General features: G+C 66.4%; 14 protein-coding genes and 2 pseudogenes. 7 read left to right on the plus strand and 9 right to left on the minus strand.

Annotated features, from left to right (window positions below; genetic code table 11):
- The first annotated feature begins 325 nt into the window (after positions 1-325).
- Positions 326-1705: a hypothetical protein gene (locus KIS93_RS48675; RefSeq protein WP_186404858.1), complete on the plus strand. Its 1380-nt coding sequence runs from the start codon at positions 326-328 to the stop codon at positions 1703-1705.
- Positions 1706-1820: 115 nt separating this feature from the next.
- On the opposite strand, the gene KIS93_RS67955 is transcribed toward KIS93_RS48675, so the two are convergent.
- Complete coding sequence (locus tag KIS93_RS67955) at positions 1821-1943, minus strand: hypothetical protein (RefSeq protein ID WP_268966888.1); 123 nt, start codon at positions 1941-1943, stop codon at positions 1821-1823.
- A 698-nt stretch (positions 1944-2641) separates the two neighbouring features.
- Between KIS93_RS67955 and KIS93_RS48680 the strand changes: the two genes are divergently transcribed.
- On the plus strand, positions 2642-3130 hold the full coding sequence (locus KIS93_RS48680) for a DUF402 domain-containing protein (protein ID WP_230465510.1): 489 nt from the start codon (positions 2642-2644) through the stop codon (positions 3128-3130).
- A 55-nt stretch (positions 3131-3185) separates the two neighbouring features.
- Here the strand turns inward: KIS93_RS48680 and KIS93_RS48685 are convergent, their stop codons facing one another.
- Entirely contained in the window at positions 3186-3827 is a 642-nt protein-coding gene (locus KIS93_RS48685; RefSeq protein ID WP_080042064.1) for a response regulator, read from the minus strand.
- A complete protein-coding gene (locus KIS93_RS48690) occupies positions 3824-6124 on the minus strand; it encodes a sensor histidine kinase (protein ID WP_080042065.1) in 2301 nt (766 codons plus the stop codon). The genes KIS93_RS48685 and KIS93_RS48690 overlap by 4 nt, the downstream gene beginning before the upstream one ends.
- Before the next feature lie 112 nt (positions 6125-6236).
- Here KIS93_RS48690 and KIS93_RS48695 point away from each other — a divergent pair.
- The 3 genes and pseudogenes from KIS93_RS48695 to KIS93_RS48705 all read left to right on the plus strand — a co-directional run.
- Positions 6237-6886: pseudogene (locus KIS93_RS48695) on the plus strand (ABC transporter ATP-binding protein); the annotation flags it as partial.
- A 65-nt stretch (positions 6887-6951) separates the two neighbouring features.
- Complete coding sequence (locus KIS93_RS48700) at positions 6952-7716, plus strand: ABC-2 transporter permease (protein ID WP_186404859.1); 765 nt, start codon at positions 6952-6954, stop codon at positions 7714-7716.
- A 376-nt stretch (positions 7717-8092) separates the two neighbouring features.
- Positions 8093-8869: an ABC transporter permease subunit gene (locus tag KIS93_RS48705; RefSeq protein WP_080042069.1), complete on the plus strand. Its 777-nt coding sequence runs from the start codon at positions 8093-8095 to the stop codon at positions 8867-8869.
- Between the two features lie 241 nt (positions 8870-9110).
- Here KIS93_RS48705 and KIS93_RS48710 read toward each other — a convergent pair whose 3' ends face one another.
- From KIS93_RS48710 to KIS93_RS48730, 5 genes and pseudogenes are all read right to left on the minus strand, one after another.
- A complete protein-coding gene (locus KIS93_RS48710) occupies positions 9111-9275 on the minus strand; it encodes a hypothetical protein (RefSeq protein WP_155128406.1) in 165 nt (54 codons plus the stop codon).
- Positions 9276-9377: 102 nt separating this feature from the next.
- Positions 9378-11062: pseudogene (locus KIS93_RS48715) on the minus strand (ribonuclease J).
- Between the two features lie 54 nt (positions 11063-11116).
- Positions 11117-11992 (minus strand): 4-hydroxy-tetrahydrodipicolinate synthase, encoded by an 876-nt coding sequence (dapA, locus tag KIS93_RS48720; protein ID WP_418113080.1) that lies wholly within the window; start codon positions 11990-11992, stop codon positions 11117-11119.
- A 234-nt stretch (positions 11993-12226) separates the two neighbouring features.
- Complete coding sequence (locus KIS93_RS48725) at positions 12227-13555, minus strand: IS256 family transposase (RefSeq protein WP_418115087.1); 1329 nt, start codon at positions 13553-13555, stop codon at positions 12227-12229.
- Between the two features lie 439 nt (positions 13556-13994).
- Positions 13995-14438, minus strand: a complete 444-nt coding sequence (locus KIS93_RS48730; protein ID WP_080042072.1) for a GNAT family N-acetyltransferase — start codon at positions 14436-14438, stop codon at positions 13995-13997.
- Positions 14439-15700: 1262 nt separating this feature from the next.
- Between KIS93_RS48730 and KIS93_RS48735 the strand changes: the two genes are divergently transcribed.
- Positions 15701-16417 (plus strand): GntR family transcriptional regulator, encoded by a 717-nt coding sequence (locus tag KIS93_RS48735; protein ID WP_080042073.1) that lies wholly within the window; start codon positions 15701-15703, stop codon positions 16415-16417.
- A gap of 499 nt (positions 16418-16916) precedes the next feature.
- Here KIS93_RS48735 and KIS93_RS48740 read toward each other — a convergent pair whose 3' ends face one another.
- Positions 16917-17342: an MDR/zinc-dependent alcohol dehydrogenase-like family protein gene (locus KIS93_RS48740; protein WP_080042074.1), complete on the minus strand. Its 426-nt coding sequence runs from the start codon at positions 17340-17342 to the stop codon at positions 16917-16919.
- A 381-nt stretch (positions 17343-17723) separates the two neighbouring features.
- On the opposite strand from KIS93_RS48740, the gene KIS93_RS48745 reads away from it, so the two are divergent.
- Positions 17724-18440: a JAB domain-containing protein gene (locus KIS93_RS48745; RefSeq protein ID WP_246005478.1), complete on the plus strand. Its 717-nt coding sequence runs from the start codon at positions 17724-17726 to the stop codon at positions 18438-18440.
- The last annotated feature ends 1263 nt before the right edge of the window (positions 18441-19703 follow it).

The raw sequence follows: 19703 nt of genomic DNA on the forward strand, positions 1-19703 counted from the left end.
GCCCCATTTCGCCCGAGCCCCGACCCCAACCCCGCCGGAACCCGAGCCCACCTCGCCCGAACTTCGCGTCCAACCCCGCCCGAACCCCAAAGCCCCAACCCCGCCCGAACCTCAAGCCCGACCCCGTCGAGCCCCCAAGCCTCACCTCGCATGCCCGCTGACGACAACCGGCCGGAAGACTTACCTCGAACGTCAACATGACAACCCGCTGGCGAATGCCGCAAAGCGAACTAACTCGCTGTGAATGCCAGCGGAGGCGAGCCATCTCGCTCGTAAATGCCCGCCAACTGCCCCACTGATGACCGTCGGCAAGGAGACCCCGTTGATGAACGTCGCCTACCTCTACCCCTGGGACGTGGTCGGAGACCCATCAGCCCCCGGCCGCCTGGCCGACCTCGGCGTGCAAACGGTCGCCCTGGCAGCCATGTATCACTCGACCAGGGCAGCCACGCCGTACCACCCCGCCCACCGCGTCCTCGATGTGCCGTACCCGGCCTTCTACCTCCCGATCCGCCCATCGTCCTGGTCTCGCCTGGTCCCCGCGACCCCCACCTGGACTCCCGCCGACGCCTACCTCCAGGCCAGAGACGCACTGAAGGCGGTCGGCCTCCAGGTACACGCCTGGACCGTCCTCACGCACAACTCGCATCTCGGCTCGGCTCACCCCGACCTGGTCGTACGCAACGCTTTCGGCGACCCGTACCCGTACGCCCTGTGCCCAGCCCACGAGGACGTCATCGAGTACTGCGAGCACCTGGTCCAGGAGATCCTCGAGGTAGCCGAGCCCGACGGCCTGATCCTGGAGGCCTGCGGCCCGATGGGCTTCGGCCACCAATCCGTCCACGAGAAGACATCCGGCGCAGACTGGACCCCCGCGGACATCGACCTACTCTCCCTCTGCTTCTGCACAAGCTGCGCCCCCCTCTACCCAGAACCAACAAGAGCCACAGTCCGCGCCGCCATAGACGCCACCACCCGCACAACCACCACGCCGGCCACTGCACCCGGCAGGCCCGACACCACGCCCCCCACCACCATGAACGACGTCGCAATCGCAACGGATATAAGCGGCACCACGCCCTCGATGCCGCCAGGGGCCTCAACGCCCTCAGCGGCCTCAAGGCCCTCACCGGCCTCAACGCCCTCAGAAGCCCCAATGTCCTCACCGGCCTCGATGCCCTCACTGGCCTCAAACGCTACGGATAGCACCCCCCTCACGGCCGCCATAACCGGCACCAAGCCCGCAACCGCCGAAGACGCTCTCGGCCCTCTCGCCAACGAAGTACGCGCCATCCGCGTAGCCCAGTCGGCAACCCTCCGCCGCCGCCTGATCGCCGTCGCCAGAAGAACGGCCCCCAACGTCCCCATCACCCTCCACGCCAACCCGGACCCCTGGGCAACCGGCGCCTTCGCCCCCCTCCCGGACGGCGAGCCGCAGGCGGACGCCCTGGTGGCCAACTGCTGGGGCGACCCCATCACAGACGCCACCCGCCTAGCCCACTTGAAAAACCTCGCCACCCGTGACCAGCGAATCGGCGCCTACGTGCTAGCCCTCCCACCCCGCCCCGCCGACCCAGAGGTCCTGGCCGACCAGCTGAGGACATACGCCAAGGCCGGCGCAACGGAATTCCACCTCTATCACGCAGGTCTCGCCTCCCCCCACCGCCTGGCCGCCCTCGCAAAGGCCCTCCGCCTCCACGCTTGAGCCCACCTGGACCGGCGACCAGCTCCGCCCGCCTTCCCCCACCACCTAGATGATCGAGTCCAAGCGGGTCTGGCTCCTGTCAGTGGTTCTAGCGGGTCAGTGATCTCTTGATCGGTTAGCCGGTGTCCTCGTTATGCCAGATCGCCGCAACCAGGGCCAGAATCGTGACGAAGATGCGGACAGTGCCGCCGATCGGGGCAAGACCGCCGTATCGTTCGAGATCGAACTGGCCCTTCAAGGTCTAGTTGATCAACTCGATGGTCTGACGCAAACGGCTTGACGAGATGCTCACTGGGCCATTCCACCTCGCAGCTGCGGCCCGAGCACAGGAGCCTGACGACGCCCTCGACCAGTACTTGCGCGAATCCACAACCGCAGTACTGCCGATCGAGGATGATCGTCTGCTCCAGACGCTCGGCCGGCACCCGGGCGCGGTCGCCAGCAGGCTCAGCAACACCTGACGTTCGTCGGCCTTGGCACCGCTCAGCGCGAACAGCAGCGGCAGCCAGTCAGGCCGCGCCTGCCCCGACCGCACCGACGCCCTGCTCCGCCACGCCACGTCACACTCCGGCCATAGGGGTAAGCAGATGGGGAATCACGCCGGTCTGCGGGATGTCATCTCATGGCGTGCTATGGCCGCCTGTTCAGCGCTGTTCGCCCGGGTAAGCCCACAAGAGACTGCTGATTCACTCCTCCGCGAAACCACCACCCCGACGGAACAGCACCCCTGAGGGAACACCATCCCGTTCCCTCGACAGGCCCCCACCTCATCCCCGCGGTATGCCCCACCCCTTTTCCCTCGGCACGACACCATCCCCCATTCCCCCTCCCCATCTGCACCACCGCCGGCGAGCGCTGCCAAACTGAGCGTCCTCTATCACCAACAGCTGCGTGTGACGACCATCAACTACGGAAAGGTCTCTTCATATGACTGATATGCGAATCGTCTACAGGAAGTATGGCGGCGCATTGCATTGGAATCACCCAGCTCGCCTCCTGGGCGAGGACGAGCACGGTGTCTGGACCGAAGTGCCCGGTGGAACGGTGGCCAGGAAGGGCGAAGGTCCGCCTGTCACGTGGGAGACAACCGCGATCATGCTGTTTCCCAGGGACGCCTGGTGGACAGCGTCCTTCAACTCTCCGCCCCACAAAAGCGAACTCTATGTCGACGTCACAACGATCCCGGAATGGAAAGACGGCGAGGTCACCATGCTCGATCTCGACCTGGACGTCATCCGCATGAGAGACGGCCGCCTCATCCTGGACGATGTAGACGAGTTTACAGAACACCAAGTTCTACTGAACTACCCACGCGAGCTGATCACACAAGCAGAAGAAACTGCACACTGGCTACTCGATGCAGTAGGCGAAAGAAAAGGCCCGTTCGGCGGCGCACACTTGGATTGGCTCGCGAAAACTTTCTGAATACAACAGCCACCCTAACACAGAATCAGCCAGAAACCCAATTGAGCTGACGCCATCACGCGGTAGCTGACACCAGCCCGCTCTCGTACGCCACAATAACAAGCTGCGCCCGATCCCGCGCTTCCAGCTTGGCCAGCAGCCGCGTGATGTGTGTTTTCACCGTAGCCAGGCTCAACTGCAGATGCGCAGCGATCTCGCGATTGGACAGCCCCCGCGCGATCAACAACAACACATCTTGCTCCCGCTCCGTGACACCATCCAATCTTTTCGCCCGGGGCAGAACGGGAGTACGCGTAAACTCCTCGATCAATCTACGCGTGACCGTAGGCGCCAGCAGCGCCTCCCCTGCGGCCACCACGCGTACGGCAGCCAGTAGATCGGCAGGCGGAGTATCTTTCAGCAAAAACCCACTGGCCCCTGCCCGGAGCGCATCATAAACATAAGCGTCGAGGTCGAACATCGTCACCACGAGAACCCGAGCAACGTCCTTGATGCGACGAGTGGCCTCGATCCCGTCCATGCCCGGCATGCGCACATCCATGAGCACCACATCCGGCCGCCGCTCCAACACGACGTCAATGGCCTCAGCCCCGGTCGCGGCCTCCCCCACCACCTCCAAATCAGGTTCGGAATCGATCAGCACCTTGAAGCTCCCCCTGAGCAACGCCTGATCGTCAGCGATGACCACCCGAATCACGAAACCTCCTCATAGGGCAACTTCGCGAACACTCGAAACCCTCGCCCCGGCACATTCCCCGCTTCAAACACCCCGCCATACATCATGACCCGCTCACGCATACCGATCAGGCCATGCCCAGGCCCCTCACCCAGCGCCACACGCTGCCCCGCCCCATTACCAGACGTTCGCAACCCCGCCCCATTACCAGACGTTCGCAACCCCGGCCCATCAGCAGATGTTCGCCACCCTGACCCGTCGCCAGACGTTCGCCGCCCTGTCCCATCACCCGGCATTCGCCGGCCTGGCCCATCGCCAGGCGTTCGCCGGCCTGACCCACCAGCGGGCGTACGCCGCCCCGGCCCATCATCGACCACTTCAATCCGTACCTCCTCACCGTCCAGCGCCACGACCACACTGCAGCGAGTCGGCGCAGCATGCTTGACCACATTGGTCAGCGCCTCCTGCACGATGCGATGAACCGCCAACCCCACACCATCAGGCAACCGCCCCCATGCCTCGGCCTCCCCTTCAGACACCATCACACCTGGTCGCGGCACCGCATCCCCCAGCGACCTTCCCCCTTCTCGCAAAGCTTCCGGCCTTCTCTGCGCCGTATCACCTGGCGAAGCCCCAGCGCTCCCCCGCGCCGAATTACTCCGCAAGGCCTCCACGCCGCCCTGCGCCACGCCACCGCGCGCGGCCTCGGTGCTTGCCGGCATTGCGCCACCCGGCAAAGCCACCGCGCCACCCTGCGTCATATCGCCTGGCACAGCCCCCACACCGTCCCGCGCCAGGCCACCGCACAAGGCCCCGGTACTACCCCGCGCCGCACCACCCGGCACAGCCTCCACGCCACTCCGCTCCATGCCACCCCGCGTCATGCCACGCTGCATAGCCGCTGCGCCATCGCGTGACGCGCCGCCGCGCAAGGCCTCGATGCTTCCCTGCGCCGTGCCATCCGGCAAAGCCTCCATACCGCCCTGCACCGTGCCACCTTGCAAGGTCTCCACATCGCCCTGTGTCACGCCACCACACGAAGCCCTGACGCCTCCTCGCACCGTGCCGTCTTGGAGGACCTCCGCCTCCCCCAGCGTCAGCTCGGTTTGCGTGACCTGTGCCTCCAATCCATATGACGCGGCCTCTCCCCGTGCTGCCTCCACTCGCCCTTGTGCCGTCCCCTCTCCCAAGGCTTCGGCCTGCTCCGTCACCGCACCGCCTGAGAAGACCTCGGCCTGCCCCGGCACTGCGCTGCCTGCACAAGTGTCCGCCTGCCCCGTTGCGGTGCCCGGACAAGCGTCCGCCTGCCCCCTTGCGGTGCCTCTTGAAACGGCGTACAGCTGCCCCAGCGCACCATCGCTCGCGGCCTCCATCGGGCCCGTCGCCGGCGCATGGCGGAGAACTTCCGTTTCTTGCCTCGTCGCCGCCTCCTGCGGCACGGACCCAGCCCTGTCCCCATCGCCCGTCTCGATGTGGAGATCGAACTCCACCTCGACTCCCGCCAGTCGAGCCTGCCTGATCAAGCCCTCAAGCCCGGCCAGACCGGGCGTGGGAACCCGGTCGGGTGCCGCAGTCGACCTGAGCACCCCCAGCAGGTGCCGCATCTCGACCAGCGCGCTCCGGCTGGCGGTCTCGATCACTCGCAAGGCGTCGTGCGCCTCCTCGGGCCTGGTGGCCATGACGTGGTTGGCGACCCCGGCCTTGACCGCGATCAGCCCGACGCTGTGCGTGACCACGTCGTGCAGCTCGCGAGCGATCCTCAGCCGCTCTTCCGCCACGGCCTGCGCCGCCAGTCGCTCGGCGTCGCGGGCGGCGTAGGATCTGCGCTCCTGTACGGCCCGGCCGATCGTCCATGCTCCGCCTAACGCGGCGATGCCCAAGAGCGGCTGGTCGAGATGTACGAGCCAGTCTGGGGCTCGGTCGCGGGGCGTGCCTGCCACTGTCACGCTCACGATGGTCATCAAGCTGACCACGGCGATGGCTGACGACGGGACTGCCGCGCCGAGCTTGTCGGACAGCGCGACGATGTACAACGCGTACGCGGGCGCGAGGTACACGAGCCCCGCCGCGCCCATCAGCGCCGCGAAGATGGCGAGCACCAGCGTGAAGCAGAAGACGGGCAGCGGCCAGAACCTGCGCAGCGCCAGCGGCAGCCCCAGCGCGAGAGGAAGGGCGAGTCGCATCCATGGCGCCAGCGCCTCCACATGGACGGTGACGGTGAAGAAGGTGAACGCCGCGCACACGCCCGCCACCGCATCGAGCATGACCAGCTGGCGGCGGCTCATGCGCCTGGCGAAGAAGGGGTGCGTCTCGTTCACGCGTTGAACCGTAGCCGCTGGCGTGGGCTGCGCACGTCAACCCAGGGTCTGACCTTGAAGTTCCAACCGTGGTCCGACGCGGTGCCGCCCCGCCACCCCGCATCCTTACGGCGTGATCGAACTTCACCGCCTCACCAAGCGCTACGGCTCCACACTCGCCGTGGACGACCTCTCCTTCGCGGTCGAGCCGGGCCATGTGACCGGGTTCCTCGGCCCAATGGCGCCGGCAAGTCCACCACGATGCGCCTGATCCTCGGCCTTGACGCGCCTACGTCCGGCCAGGCGCTGGTCAACGGCCACCGCTACACCTCGCTACGCCGGCCGATGCGGGAGGTGGGGGCGCTCCTGGACGCGAGCGCCGTCCACGGCGGCCGCAGCGCCTACAACCACCTGCTCTGCCTGGCCCGCACCAACGGCATCGGTCCTGCTCGCGTCGCCGAGGTGCTCGACCAGGTCGGGCTGGCCGCCGTGGCACGCAGGCGGGTGGGCGGATTCTCCCTCGGCATGAAGCAACGGCTCGGCATCGCGGCGGCGTTGCTCGGCGATCCCGGCATCTTGATGTTCGACGAGCCGGTCAACGGTCTCGACCCCGACGGTGTGCGCTGGATCCGCGATCTCATGCGCTCGCTGGCCGCAGAGGGCCGGACGATCCTGCTCTCCAGCCATCTCATGAGCGAGATGGCTCTCACCGCCGAGCGCATCGTGATCGTCGGCCGGGGCAGGCTCATCGCCGAAGCCACCGTCGCGGAGCTGACCACCCGCTATCCATCCCTCGAAGACGCGTACATGGTCTTGACCGCAGACAGCGTGCAATACGGAGCGGCCCGATGAAGGCGGTCCTCTCCTCAGAATGGCTCAAGCTCCGTTCGGTGACCTCCACCTACCACGCGGTCGGCACGGCGGCGCTGACGGTGGCCCTCGGCATCGCCTGGACGCTCTATGTCTCCGCCCTCGCCGACGAGCGCGGCACGCTCCGTGCAGCCGCCCCCGAACAGGGTTTCCTGCCGCTCGTCCAGATGAGCCTGGCAGTCCTCGGGGTACTGGCGATCACTTCCGAGTACGCCACCGGCATGATCCGCACCAGCCTCGTCACCGTCCCGAACCGCAGCACCTTATTCCTGGCCAAGGCGGCGATCGTCGGCATGACCACTTTCGTGGCCGCGCACGCGATCCTCCTGCTCACCTACGCAACGAGCCGCCAGATCACGAGCGGCCGTCACCTGGGCTTCAACGAGGTCTCCTTCAGCCACGACCTGCCCGTGCTGCTCGCCTCCGGCATGTCGGTGACCGCGCTGGCGCTGGTGGGCCTCGGTCTGGGCGCCGCCGTGCGATCCACAGCGGGCGCCGTCATGTCGGTCGTCACCCTTTTGTTCGTGCTCCCCGGCATCGCCACTTACCTGCCGCCCCCATGGAACACACGTATCTCCACGATTCTCCTGCCGAGCCTCGTCCCCCAAATAGCAGGCCAACGACTTTCCTCCCGCCTGGGAGACGGCTTCCTGGCCCCCTGGGCGGCCCTCGCCGTGCTTCTCGCCTACCCGCTCGTCGCTCTCGCCATCGGCTACTACCAACTCAAGCGGAAAGACGCATGACCGTACGGGCTCCCAGACCTCAAATCCACGCCGGCCCTGGCACCCGCAGTTGCGCCTCTGCCCGATCACTTCTTCACATGGCACCACGATCCCCGGCGAATCGTCCGGGCGACGTCTCCGCGGGCTGCCTCCTCGCTCCTGCTGAACGCGCCCGTCCGCCTCCTGAACCGACCGCTCGAATCTCACCGCACCCCAGCACAGGACCTGCCGCCCAGTGCCGTGCCCAAAGCACACGACCTGCCCCAGTACAGGACTCGCTCAAAGCACACGACCTGCCCCCAGTACAGGACCTGCCCAAGCACAGGACGTGCGACGAAGCTTCTCTCTCCACCACAGATACACAGGCCGCACCCCTCGGCCCGAAAGGACGCCCAGCATGACCGTCCTCACCTCCGAATGGCTGAAGATCCGCTCGGTCCGCTCCACCTACTTGGTACTCGGCCTCAGCCTCAGCACCGTTTTCCTGGGGCTGGCGCTCGCCGCTGCGGCCGCCGGCATGTACGACGCCGCTTCGCCGGAACAACAGGCACGCGCCAAGATCGCAGATTTGGAGGAGGTGTTCACCATCGTCCCTCAGCTCTGCATGGGTGTCCTCGGCACTTTGGTGATCACGTCCGAGTACACGACGGGCATGATCAGAACAAGCCTGGCCCTCGTTCCCCGTCGCTGGCCCGTCGTCGCCGCCAAGTCCGTGGTCGTCGGCGGGCTGGGCCTGCTCGTAGGGGCGGTGACGGTCTTCGGCACCTATTTCGCGGCCCGTGTTGTGCTTGGCGACCGTTTTTCGGGCGCCTACATGAGCGCCTTCAGTGACCGGCTGCCGCTTCTGATCGCATTCAGCTTCACGGTGCCGGTGTTCGCGCTGCTCGGCGTGGGGCTCGGCGCAATTCTGCGATCGGTGCCGGGCACGACCGCCATCATCGTCGGCCTCGTCTACGTGCTACCGATGATCATCGGCAAGATTCCCGAGCCGTGGAGCGAGCGGCTCGGCTCGCTGATGATCGGCGCCCTGCCTCGTGAGATCACCGGCGACACCATCACGACCTCGGTGTACGGCTCGCTCCTGTCGCCACCGGCAGCCGCCGCGGTCATGATCGCCTACGTGGCTGTTCCCCTGTGCCTCGCCATCTGGCTGCTACGCAGAAGGGACGCCTGACGTGCGCCCCTTGGAATCCCCGCAGTCGCATCAGTTGCGCGGCGCCACGCCTCCCTCGCGCACCATGGAGACGTCAGAGCGGCATCACTTGCGTGGTGCCGCGCCTTCCCCCTTCATCGCGGCGCCGCCATCCGCTTGCGACGAAGATCATGCACAGGCACATAACGGTCATCTCGAATGTGTCCGTCACGCCGTCCAAGCTGTACTCGCCAGTGGCCCACGTTGTGGCGGCGACGGCGGCTCACGTCGTAACGGCTTCGAACGCGCTCGCACCGATGGCGGTCTCAGCAGCTACAGCCTGCGCCATGACGGCCCTGGACGCGCCCACGCCATCACCGGCCTGAGCAGCGATGGCTTCCTTCACGTCGGACCAGCCATCATCGAGTGGCACCCGGTCCGCGAGCACGGAAGAAGGACACCGTCCACGGCCCCCGTCGGCGGCCCACAGGCATCGGACAGATCTCCGCAGGTACGGCAGGTCAAGGCACCTGCCGTACCGTCCGGAGGCTCAGACTTCGAGCACCACAGGGATGATCATCGGCCGGCGCCGGTAGGTGTCGCTCACCCAGCGCCCCACCGTTCGGCGGACGACCCGGCGGATCTCCTGCATGTCGACCACGCCGTCCGCGGCCTTCTCCTGGAGAGCCCGTTCGATCTGCGGGATGAACTCGTCGAACTGGGCGGGATCGATGCCCGACCCCCGAGCGTGAATCTCGGGGCCGGCGGTGAGCTTGCCCGTGTTCGAGTCGACCACCACGACCACCGAGATGAAGCCCTCGTCGCCGAGGATCCTACGGTCCTTCAGGGAGGTGTCGGTGATCTCCCCCACCGACGAGCCGTCGACGTAGACGTACCCGGCGTGGACCGCACCGACGATCCGCGCGCGTCCGTCGACCAGGTCCACCACGACGCCGTCCTCGGCGATCACGATGTGGTCTTCGGGCACGCCGGTGAGGGCGGCCAGCTTGGCGTGGGCGCGGAGGTGGCGCCACTCGCCGTGCACGGGCATGAAGTTCGAGGGACGCGTCAGGTTGAGTACGTACAGGAGCTCGCCCGCGGCCGCGTGCCCCGAGACGTGCACCTTGGCGTTGCCCTTGTGTACGACCCGGGCGCCCCACCTGGTCAGGCCGTTGATGACCTTGTTGACCGCGGTTTCGTTGCCCGGCACGAGCGACGACGCCAGCAGGACGGTGTCGCCTTCGGCGATGCGGATCGGGTGATCGCGATTGGCCATCCTCGACAGCGCCGCCATGGGCTCGCCTTGGGAGCCGGTGCAGATGAGCACCACGTCCTCCGGCGGCCACTCCTCGATGTCGCGCGAGTCGACGATCAGCTCCGGCGGGACCTTCAGGTAGCCGAGGTCGCGAGCCACGCCCATGTTCCGCACCATGGACCGGCCTACCAGGGCGACCTTGCGGCCGTGCCGGAAGGCCGCGTCGATGACCTGCTGAATGCGGTGGACGTGCGAGGCGAAGCTGGCCACGATGACCCGCTGCTCGGACGTGCGGATCACCTCGTCGATGACCGGCCCGATCTCCCTTTCGCTGGTGACGAACCCCGGCACCTCGGCGTTGGTGGAGTCGGACATCAGCAGGTCGACGCCCTCGGTGCCGAGCCTGGCGAAGCCGCCGAGGTCGGTGAGCCGGCCGTCGCTCGGAAGCTGGTCCATCCGGAAGTCACCGGTGTGCAGGACTATGCCCGCCGGCGTCCGGATGGCGACGGCCAAGGCGTCGGGGATGCTGTGGTTGACCGCGAGGAACTCGCAGTCGAACGGCCCGAATACGTGCCGTTCGCCCTCGACGACTTCCAGCTTGGTCGGTTGGATCCTGTGCTCAGTGAGCTTGGCCTCTATCAGGGCAAGCGTGAGCTTGGAGCCGATGAGCGGGATATCGCGCCGCTCGCGCAGAAGGTACGGCACCGCCCCGATGTGGTCTTCGTGGGCGTGCGTGAGCACCACGGCTTCGACGTCGTCGAGCCGGTCCCTGATGTATTCGAAGTCAGGCAGGATGAGATCGACACCCGGCTGGTCCGGCTCGGGGAACAACACCCCGCAGTCGACGACCAGCAGGCGACCGTCATATTCGAAGACGGCCATGTTTCTGCCGATTTCCCCCAGCCCGCCCAGCGCGACGATGCGCAGGCCGCCTTCCGGCAGCGGCGGCGGGGCCCAAGCTCAGGATGCGGATGGCTCATGCCTGGCCCCCACGGTCAGATCTTGTTCTCAAAACTCCCGGTTCCTCCCCGTTCCTATGCGTCTGTCAACTTCACCCCGCCGGCTACCAGGCAAGCACGCAGCTCGGCGATTTGCTTCTCTGTGGCGTCCACGAGCGGCAGCCGTACCGGACCGACCGGCATCCCCACCATGCTCAGTGCCGCCTTCGCCATGATCGCGCCGCCGGCACGCAGCATGATCCCGTCCACTACGGGGGCCACCTGGCTGTGTACGGCCAGGGCCCGGGCGACGTCGCCATTCTTGTGGAGGTGGATCATGCGGGCCAGCTCGGCGCCCACCACATGTCCGACCACACTCACGAAGCCGGCCGCTCCGAGCGAGAGCCAGGCCAGGTTGAGCAGGTCGTCACCGGAGTAGAAGGCGAGATCGGTCGCGGCCATCACCTGGCTCGCCCCGAACAGGTCACCCTTGGCGTCCTTCACGGCCACGATGCGATCGTGCTGCGCCAGCCTGAGCAGGGTCTCTGTCTTGATCGGTACGCCACTACGTCCGGGAATGTCGTACAGCATCACCGGCAGGTCGGTTGCGTCGGCAACGGCGGTGAAGTGCTGGTACAGCCCCTCTTGCGGAGGCTTGTTGTAGTAAGGCGTCACCACCAGGAGGCCGTGCGCACCGGCACGCGCCGCCTGCTTCGCCAGCTCGACGCTATGACGGGTGTCATTGGTGCCGGCCCCCGCCACGACGGCGGCACGATCGCCGACCGCTTCGAGGACGGCGCTGACGATGCGCTGCTTCTCCTCGTCCGAGGTGGTGGGCGACTCCCCGGTCGTCCCGTTGACGATCAGTCCGTCATTGCGCTGCTCGTCCACCAGATAGGCGGCAAGACGTCGCACAGCCGCATAATCCACCTCACCGTCGGAGGTGAACGGCGTGACCATCGCGGTCAGCATACGGCCGAAGGGTGCGTCGGTGGTTCCAGTTGGCGATGCCATAGTGCGAACGCTACCTGGATTCGGAAATCCATTGGACGTCGCCACCCCGCTTCGCCTGCCTGGAGCCGCTCGTTGCCCGCCTCCGGATGCCCGGCTGCGTCCTCTCCCCATACCCACCGAAGCCCACACAGATCCGGTGAGGTTGTCACTTCAGGTGTGTAAAGATCTTTGCTGAGTGCTTGATGGCGGTCTTTACCTGATGCGGCCTGGATAGGCGATATCGAGTTCGATGAGTGCCTCGCGCCAGCCGATGGTGCGCTGTCCCTCGATCAGGCGGGCGGTGCTGGGCGAGTTCTTGATCTTTCCGGTCTTCTCCTTGGTCGCGGCGCGTTCGCGGGCGCGTTTGTCCTCGATGTTGATGATGGCCAGCCACAGCAGCTTGACCACGGCGTCGTCGCCGGGGAAGTGCCCGCGGGCCTTGGTGACCTTGCGCAGCTGGTAGTTCAGCGACTCGATGCTGTTGGTGGTGTAGAGCAGCTTACGGACCGCCGGGGAGAAGGCGAAGAACGGGATGAAGCGGTCCCAGGCCGTCTCGAACACCCGGGCCGCCTGCGGATACCGCTCGCCCCAGGTGGAGGCGGTGAAGTCTGCCAGGGCGTCGAACGCGGCCTGCTCGGTGGGCGCGGTGTAGATCTTCTTGAGTTCGGCGGCCAGCGCGGCGCGGTCGCGGCGGGCGACCGGCCGCAGCGCGTTGCGGATCAGGTGCACGACGCAGGCCTGCACGGTGGTGTGCGGGAACGCCGCGTGGATGGCGTCCTCGAAGCCGGTCAGGCCGTCGGTGCAGGCGATGAGGATGTCGCGCACGCCCCGGTTTTTCAGGTCGTTCATCACCGTGGTCCAGAACCGGGCCGATTCGCCGGCGGTGGCGGTATCGAGCGGGGTCTTGGCCAGCCAGATTCCGAGGACGTGCTTGTCGCCGTCGGCGTCGATGCCGACCGCGAGGTAGGCGGGTTTGGCCTGGACGCTGTGGTTGTCGCGGACCTTGACCACGATGGCGTCCAGGAACACCACCGGGTAGACCGCTTCCAGCGGCCGGGCCTGCCAGGCGCGGACCTCCTCCAGCACGGCGTCGGTGATGTTGGAGATGGCCTCGTGACTGAGTTCGACCTCGTAGATCTGGCGCAGGTGGTGCTGGATGTCGCGCACGCTCATGCCGTGCGCGTACAGGCTGATGATCATGTCGTCCAGGCCGCCGGAGATGCGGCCGGCCCGCTTGGGCACCAGCACCGGCTCGAAGGTGCCGGCCCGGTCCCGGGGCACGGCCAGCCGGACCGGCCCGACCCCGGTCTGCACGGTCTTGCCGATCCTGCCGTTGCGGGAGTTGCCCGAGCCGTGGCCGGCCACCTCGTGCTTGCCATAGCCCAGATGCGACGACAGCTCGGCCTCCAGGGCGCGTTCCAGCACCGCCTTGACCAGTTCGCCGAGCATCGAGCCTTCACCGGTCAGCCGCAGCCCGCCCGCGCCGTCGCGTGAGCGTTCCAGCAGCAGGTCCAGCACGTGATCGCCGAGCAGGTCCCGCAACGGCACCTCGCCGTCACGCTGGGGGGATTGTTCCCCGCCATGATGCGCAGCCGCCCCCAGCAGCGCCGATGCATCATCGCGCTGGTCTTGCCCCACCGCGGCCAGCGCGGTTCTTCCCCGTGTCGTGGACATGATCGTGTTCTCCCCCGAGATGGTGAATGATCGTTGCAGACTTTCGTCTACGTTTGGTGATCATTTCCACACCTAGAGTGATACCCCCGATCCGGTCGATGCAGGAGGCGTTGGGTGAGTAAGGGGACGTCTCCGGGCTCAGGATGCCTGGTGTGGCGGAAGCGACGGAATTTGTTGTCGCCAAGGTCACACCGACCACCACGTGCGCGATATAAAGGCTGCCGAGATCCGCCGGGTTACGTCCGCACCGTTGTGCGCGACGGGAAAGCAGTCCTCGGCACCCAGGAGCAGCCCTTGATGCGCCCAGTTACGCCAGTTCGATCTGGTACCGGATGAAGCCGCGGTTCTCGGCGACTTTGTCGTACAGGTGCCGGGCTGTGCTGTTCGACTCGTGGGTGTTCCAGTACACGCGGGAGCAGCCGCGTTCCCGAGCCCAGTCCGTCACTGCGGCGATCAACGCGCGGCCCACGCCCTTGCCTCGCACGTCAGGAGCCGTGAACAGGTCCTGCAGATAACAGACTTCACTATCGGGAGCCGACGTGCTTCCGTGGGTGAGGAAATGCGTGATGCCCACCAGCCGGCCGTCCAGCCTGGCCGCCAAGGCGTGCAGGCGGGTGTCCGCCTGAAACTCCTGCCACGCCCGGTCGTACATCTCGTCCGGCTCGGTGCGCTCGTAAAAGTCGATGTACGCACGGAACAAGCCCTCCCACACGTTCCGGTCGGACGGGAGTAGCTTGCCGATCTCGATCATGTTGTCCCTCTTGGTGGTGCAGCCCGGCGCGGTCCAGGACGCGCGAGGTGGGCGTGTTGGGGTGGCGGATGTTCGATGTCACAACGTAGGGAGAGTCGGCTGGCCGAGGTACGGCCACTCGGCTGCGATACCAGGTGACCACTTGGTGGTTGCCGAGGTGGGGGTCCGCCTTGAGCACAGGCGGTTGTCACAAGAGGGCAAGGACGGCGCGAATCGGGCTCGGCCTTGGGCAGGGGCGGCGCACGAAAAAGCGACGGCTGGAGATCACGGTAGCCGGCTCGAGCTCCGAACTGCACAAAGCCTTGTTGCGGGCGAGGGGATGCGGAAGGAACTGCGGGGACGTGATGCATGCGGGTGACGTGACGGAGCCGTAATAGGCGACGGAGCTTCAGTACGCGACGGAGCCGTGGTACCCGACGAACCTCTCGGACGTTACGAGCCGGTGCGGCGTGCGCGAGCAACGGTGTGCCGAAGCGGCTGGGGCGTGACGGCGTAGTGAAGAGGTCCCGAGCGCTGGGATGGGATCAGCAGTGGGAACGGGCGAGTGCTGGCGGAGCAGTGGTGGCGGCGTGACCAACGATGAAGACGTGACCAGGGGCGGGGCACGTGAGAGTCGACGGGGGCGTGGGGGCGTACCCGACCAGTGAGTGTCATGAGGAAGCAGCAGGACGTACTCACCAAGCGGTCGCGGCATGACGGAGCGGCAGCGCGCTCAAGCGGTGTGGGCATGACGGAGCGGCAGGGCGCACCCGCCGGTGATGGCAGGACGAAGTGACAGGGCGTACCCAAAAGGTGGGCATGAAGAAGCGGCGCAGGCGTGCCGAGGGGGCGGGCGTAAGGAGGAGGGGGCTGGACGGAGCAAGCCGGGGTGGCGGAGCTTGGAGGCGCGGTGGAGCGGCGGGGCGTGAGAGGGTGGAGGCGCGGCGGAGCTTGGCTGGGACGGGCGGGAAAGAGCCGGCGTCTTGCGTGAAAGGCCCTCGGGTTCGTCGTCGGATCCGGTGCCGACCTCGGGGTTCATGACCACCGGATGTGGCGGCTAGCGGCGGCGGACATGGAAGAGGTCGCCGATATGTGCTCGGGGGTACACACATCGACGACCTCTACCGGAGAATCGCGACCTCTTACATCGGCGTTACAAGGTTTCTCCGATAATTTTCCGCCGCCGCAAAGTTGGGGCTCCATCTGTCATCGATGACGGTCGGTTACCTGCCGAATACGGCAACATGGGGCAACGCCTCACACGAACCCCCAGGGATGGACTAGTGGCCACCTCAGATCCGGTCTACCTGCGTGTCGTCGAAGACATCCGGCGACAGATCACCGACGGCACCCTTCCCCCCGGCGCGCCTATCCCCTCGCGCGCGCAGCTGACCCGCAAGTATCAGGTCGGTGAGACCGCCGCCCGTCATGCACTACGCGTGCTCGCGGGCGAGGGCCTCATCATCGGCCGCGTGGGCTCGGGCCATTACGTCAGGGAACGCCCCGACCTAACACCTCTGCACCGATGGCGTTTCCTCGACCACCCTGCCCCGTTCGCCGCCGACCTCCAATCCCAAGGCAGGCGAGTTACATGGGACTGGCACAGCGAGCCCACCGAAGCGGGCCCCGACATCGGCAGACGGCTGCGGCTGCCCGAGTCGGCGACGCTGACCAAGACGAGTTACGTCTTCCGCGGGGACGGCAGGCCGCTCCAGCTCGCCACGTCGTATGAGCTGCGCGAGTTCACCCCTCATACGGAGGAGGAACGGCGCAGCCTGGTCGCGCGCATGTACGCGCACGGCATAAAGATCACCGAAATCGTCGAGAGCGTTCATACCCGCATCCCCCGGCCGGTCGAGAGCGATGCGCTGGACCTGGCGGCGGGGGTTCACGTTCTTCATGTGGAACGTACCCATTGGGCGGGCGACCGCCCGGTCGAGACCAGCGACATCGTGATCCCGGGCGACCGGTTCCGGATCATGTACAGCATGCCTGTTTAGAGCGGGAAGCTCCGGGTGAGCACCATCTTGCCCGGAGCTTCCCGACCCGACGAGTTCGTGCCGTCTCTTCGCGCCTCGGCCGGACGGGCGCAACGCCGAACGTGCGGCCGCGCTCCCCCATATCGACACGACAGGGCCGAGTCTGTGGCGATCAAGGAAGGACGGCCGAGGTCAAGCAAGAAGGTGCCCGTACCGTCGGTGCAACCCTCGCGGGTCGTTCTTGACGCCGGCCACCTCATCAGGCCCGCTCTCGCCGCATCGCGCGATGGGCACGCGAGCGCGGCTCCGCCTCCCCACGAATGACGAAGCCACCCCCGCCGGCCCACCGCCTCACGAATGACGAGGCCGACCTCGCCGGACCGCCTCCATAAGCAGGGACGGTCATCGACGCGACACTGCCTCGTCCCGCATTGCTCAAAGGGTCGGTTCGTCCAGCATCGTGACAACGACCTTGCCGCGACTACGCGCGCGAGCGAAATCCCAATATGTCTAGACACCGTCATCGAATCGACGGCGGCGAGTGCGGGATCGGGCAGAGTGCCGTCGATTGCTCGGGTGGTGATTGGGCCTCTTTGGTGAGCTTCAGCGTGCCTATCACCACGGCGACCGTGGGCTCGGCCCGCTCGAAGGCTGAGGACGCTGGTATGCCGGGCGTGGTGATGAGCAGGCGCTCACCGGGCCGGACGGCTTTGGTCGATGCGAACAGTTCGTCGCTCTTGAGGGAGAGGTTGATGATCACATCAAGGCCTCCCGAGGGGCGGCGCAAGCACTCCTCGATGGTGTCGGCGTCGCGATAGTCGACGATCTCTCCAGCCCAGAGATCTCGGACGTATGCCTCGTACTTGAACAAAGCGGTCGCGACGACGTGGGCGCGTCCGGACAGCAGGAGCACCGCAACGCTGCCGATGCCTCCGCTGACGAGCACCTTCTCCGGACACAAATCGCGCCCTTCCTCGATCAGCGCCAGCCCCGGTCACACCGGTGCCCCAAAGGATGGGAGCGCATTCGGCACTGAGACCGTCCGGCTGTCTTTGAGGAAGTCGCCCGTCGTGAACCCCGCGCCCGCGGTGACGGCGGAAATACCCATGCCTGCCGCGAACGACGGCGGCGCTCCGAACTCCACTGCGAGCCCCGCAGTCCCGGCCCCAGCTCAGCGACCGTGCCGCGGAGTCGGCGCCGGAGGCATACGGAGAGTCCAAGGGATCACGTCTCGAACCGTTCCGGGAGCGAATCGGGGTCGGGGAGTGGGGCGCGGGAGTCGAAAATCGCACGCATACGAACGCGTAAGGGACGAACAGGATTCACCGTGAATGCGCAGGTCAGGGATTGTCGGTGCGGGTTGATACAACGGTTGCGGAGGTTGCCGATGCGAGTCAAAGACCTGTCCGAACGTGACCGGCCGCGCGAACGGCTCATGTCCAGTGGTGCCGCCGCCCTGGCGGATCGGGAGCTGCTGGCCGTGCTGCTCGGCTCGGGGTTTCGTGGGGCGAGCGCCCTCGACCTGGCCACACAGGTGATCGAGGCTTGTGGAGATCTCGACGGCCTCAGCCGTTCCGACCCGCACTGGTTACTCACGATGCGTGGCATCGGCCCGGCCAAGGCCGCGCGCGTGGCTGCGGCCTTCCATCTCGTACGCCGTGCGGAGTCGGGGCCCGAGCCCGAACGCATCACCAGCACGTCAGACCTGGCACATGCGTGTGCCCCGTTGCTCCGCGACCGGAAGCACGAGCGGCTGGTCATGGTGGCGTGCGACACCCGCGGACGCATCCTGAAGCGGGCGGTGCTGACCGAAGGCGGGAGCGATCACACCGTGATGCCCGTCCGCGAGGTGATCACAGAGGTGCTCACCGCGGGCGGGGCGATGTTCGGGCTTGCCCACAACCATCCCGGCGGCTCACTCGACCCCAGCCAGGAAGACCTGGAGGCCACCGCCAGGCTTCTCGAGGCCGCACAGACTGTCGAATTGCGGCTACTCGATCACCTTATTATCGCGGACGAGTCGTGGAGGAGGATTCCCCTGTAAATCCTTTCCACGCCGGACCATGAGTGCAGCATCCCGCAAAAGGCATCATCCCCCTTATAGCGCCGAACAGCAGTTTTCCAAGGGACGACCATGAGAACCTAATGGCGCGGGTAGGCCGAACGGACGTCAGCCGGCCACTACTCGTCATGACGTGGCCCCATGTCTCGTGGACGCAAGGGGCCACGTCCATGGTCTCGCGCAGGTCAGGGCGCGGCCCATGCCCAAGTGAGGGCTGTGGGCAGGCGCGTCGCCCTTGGCCTGCGCGAACGCGGTGCACCGGCAGTGATTGCCCTGTTCGTGGTTTCGCCAGCGATGTCCGGTCCGCATCTAGCGGTGGCGGTGGCTCGAACGGGGCGGTCGGTGCACCTTGTCGCCGGGCGGGGGCGCAACACCCGTCCGGCGACATCGCGTTCACTCCTCCGCAATGGACTTCCCGACAAAAGTCGGAGTCACCGGTCATGAAACACTTCACTGCGCGAGGCTCAGGCGGCAGAATGTTGTGTGCGGCCATCGCGCTCGGCGTCCTCCAGAACTGCGTATTCGGAGGGCCGCGATGGCCGTCACCAATCTTGCCGACTGGCGATCTCTACACTTCGCGTCTATCTCGGCCATTTTGTCCATGCTTGGGTTGTTGAGTTCGCGGCACTATCCTTTGAACGGCATCGGATGTCGGTAAGTCACGTCTTTTTACCCTTACGTTCTGGCGTCTGCAAGGTGTGGCGTTATGCGAGGCTTGCGGCTTGGCCAGGCATGCGCAGGCATGTTTTTCGGCTTCATCATGCTGATCTGCTGCGGCGGGCTCCGTGGGGGCGTCAGACTTAGGTCTGCGGCCACCGCCGTTCTTCTTCGCCATGAATCGTTGCTTTGAAGGGGGATGCGCGGTGGCCGCCCAAGGCGAAGGTGAAGGCGTAGCCTGGTTTTGCCCCGTCGGCCTGGTTTGGCGCCCATGGGCGCACGTCGCCCGAAATGTGGTGCTGCTCGACTATGCCAGGTCATCGACAGCATTTGGATGGGCGACGGGTAAATGGTGACGGCCATCGCGCTTCCCCTTCAAGGGCCAAGTCGAGATCGAAGGGAACGTTCCGCGATGGCCGCAGGAACGATTGTGGCGCTTGAACATGGTGCGGGTATAGGTCATCGGTATCGGGTACTCCGACTTTCGTGGCAATGGCGCATCGGGGGTTCGCGCTACTCGATGCAGCTGGCGACAGAGCGGGCTGGGATGCGGGTTCTGAGGAACTGCTGCGGGGCACAGGGCTGCTG

The organism is [Actinomadura] parvosata subsp. kistnae, from assembly GCF_900323885.1.
GTDB lineage: Bacteria > Actinomycetota > Actinomycetes > Streptosporangiales > Streptosporangiaceae > Nonomuraea > Nonomuraea composti.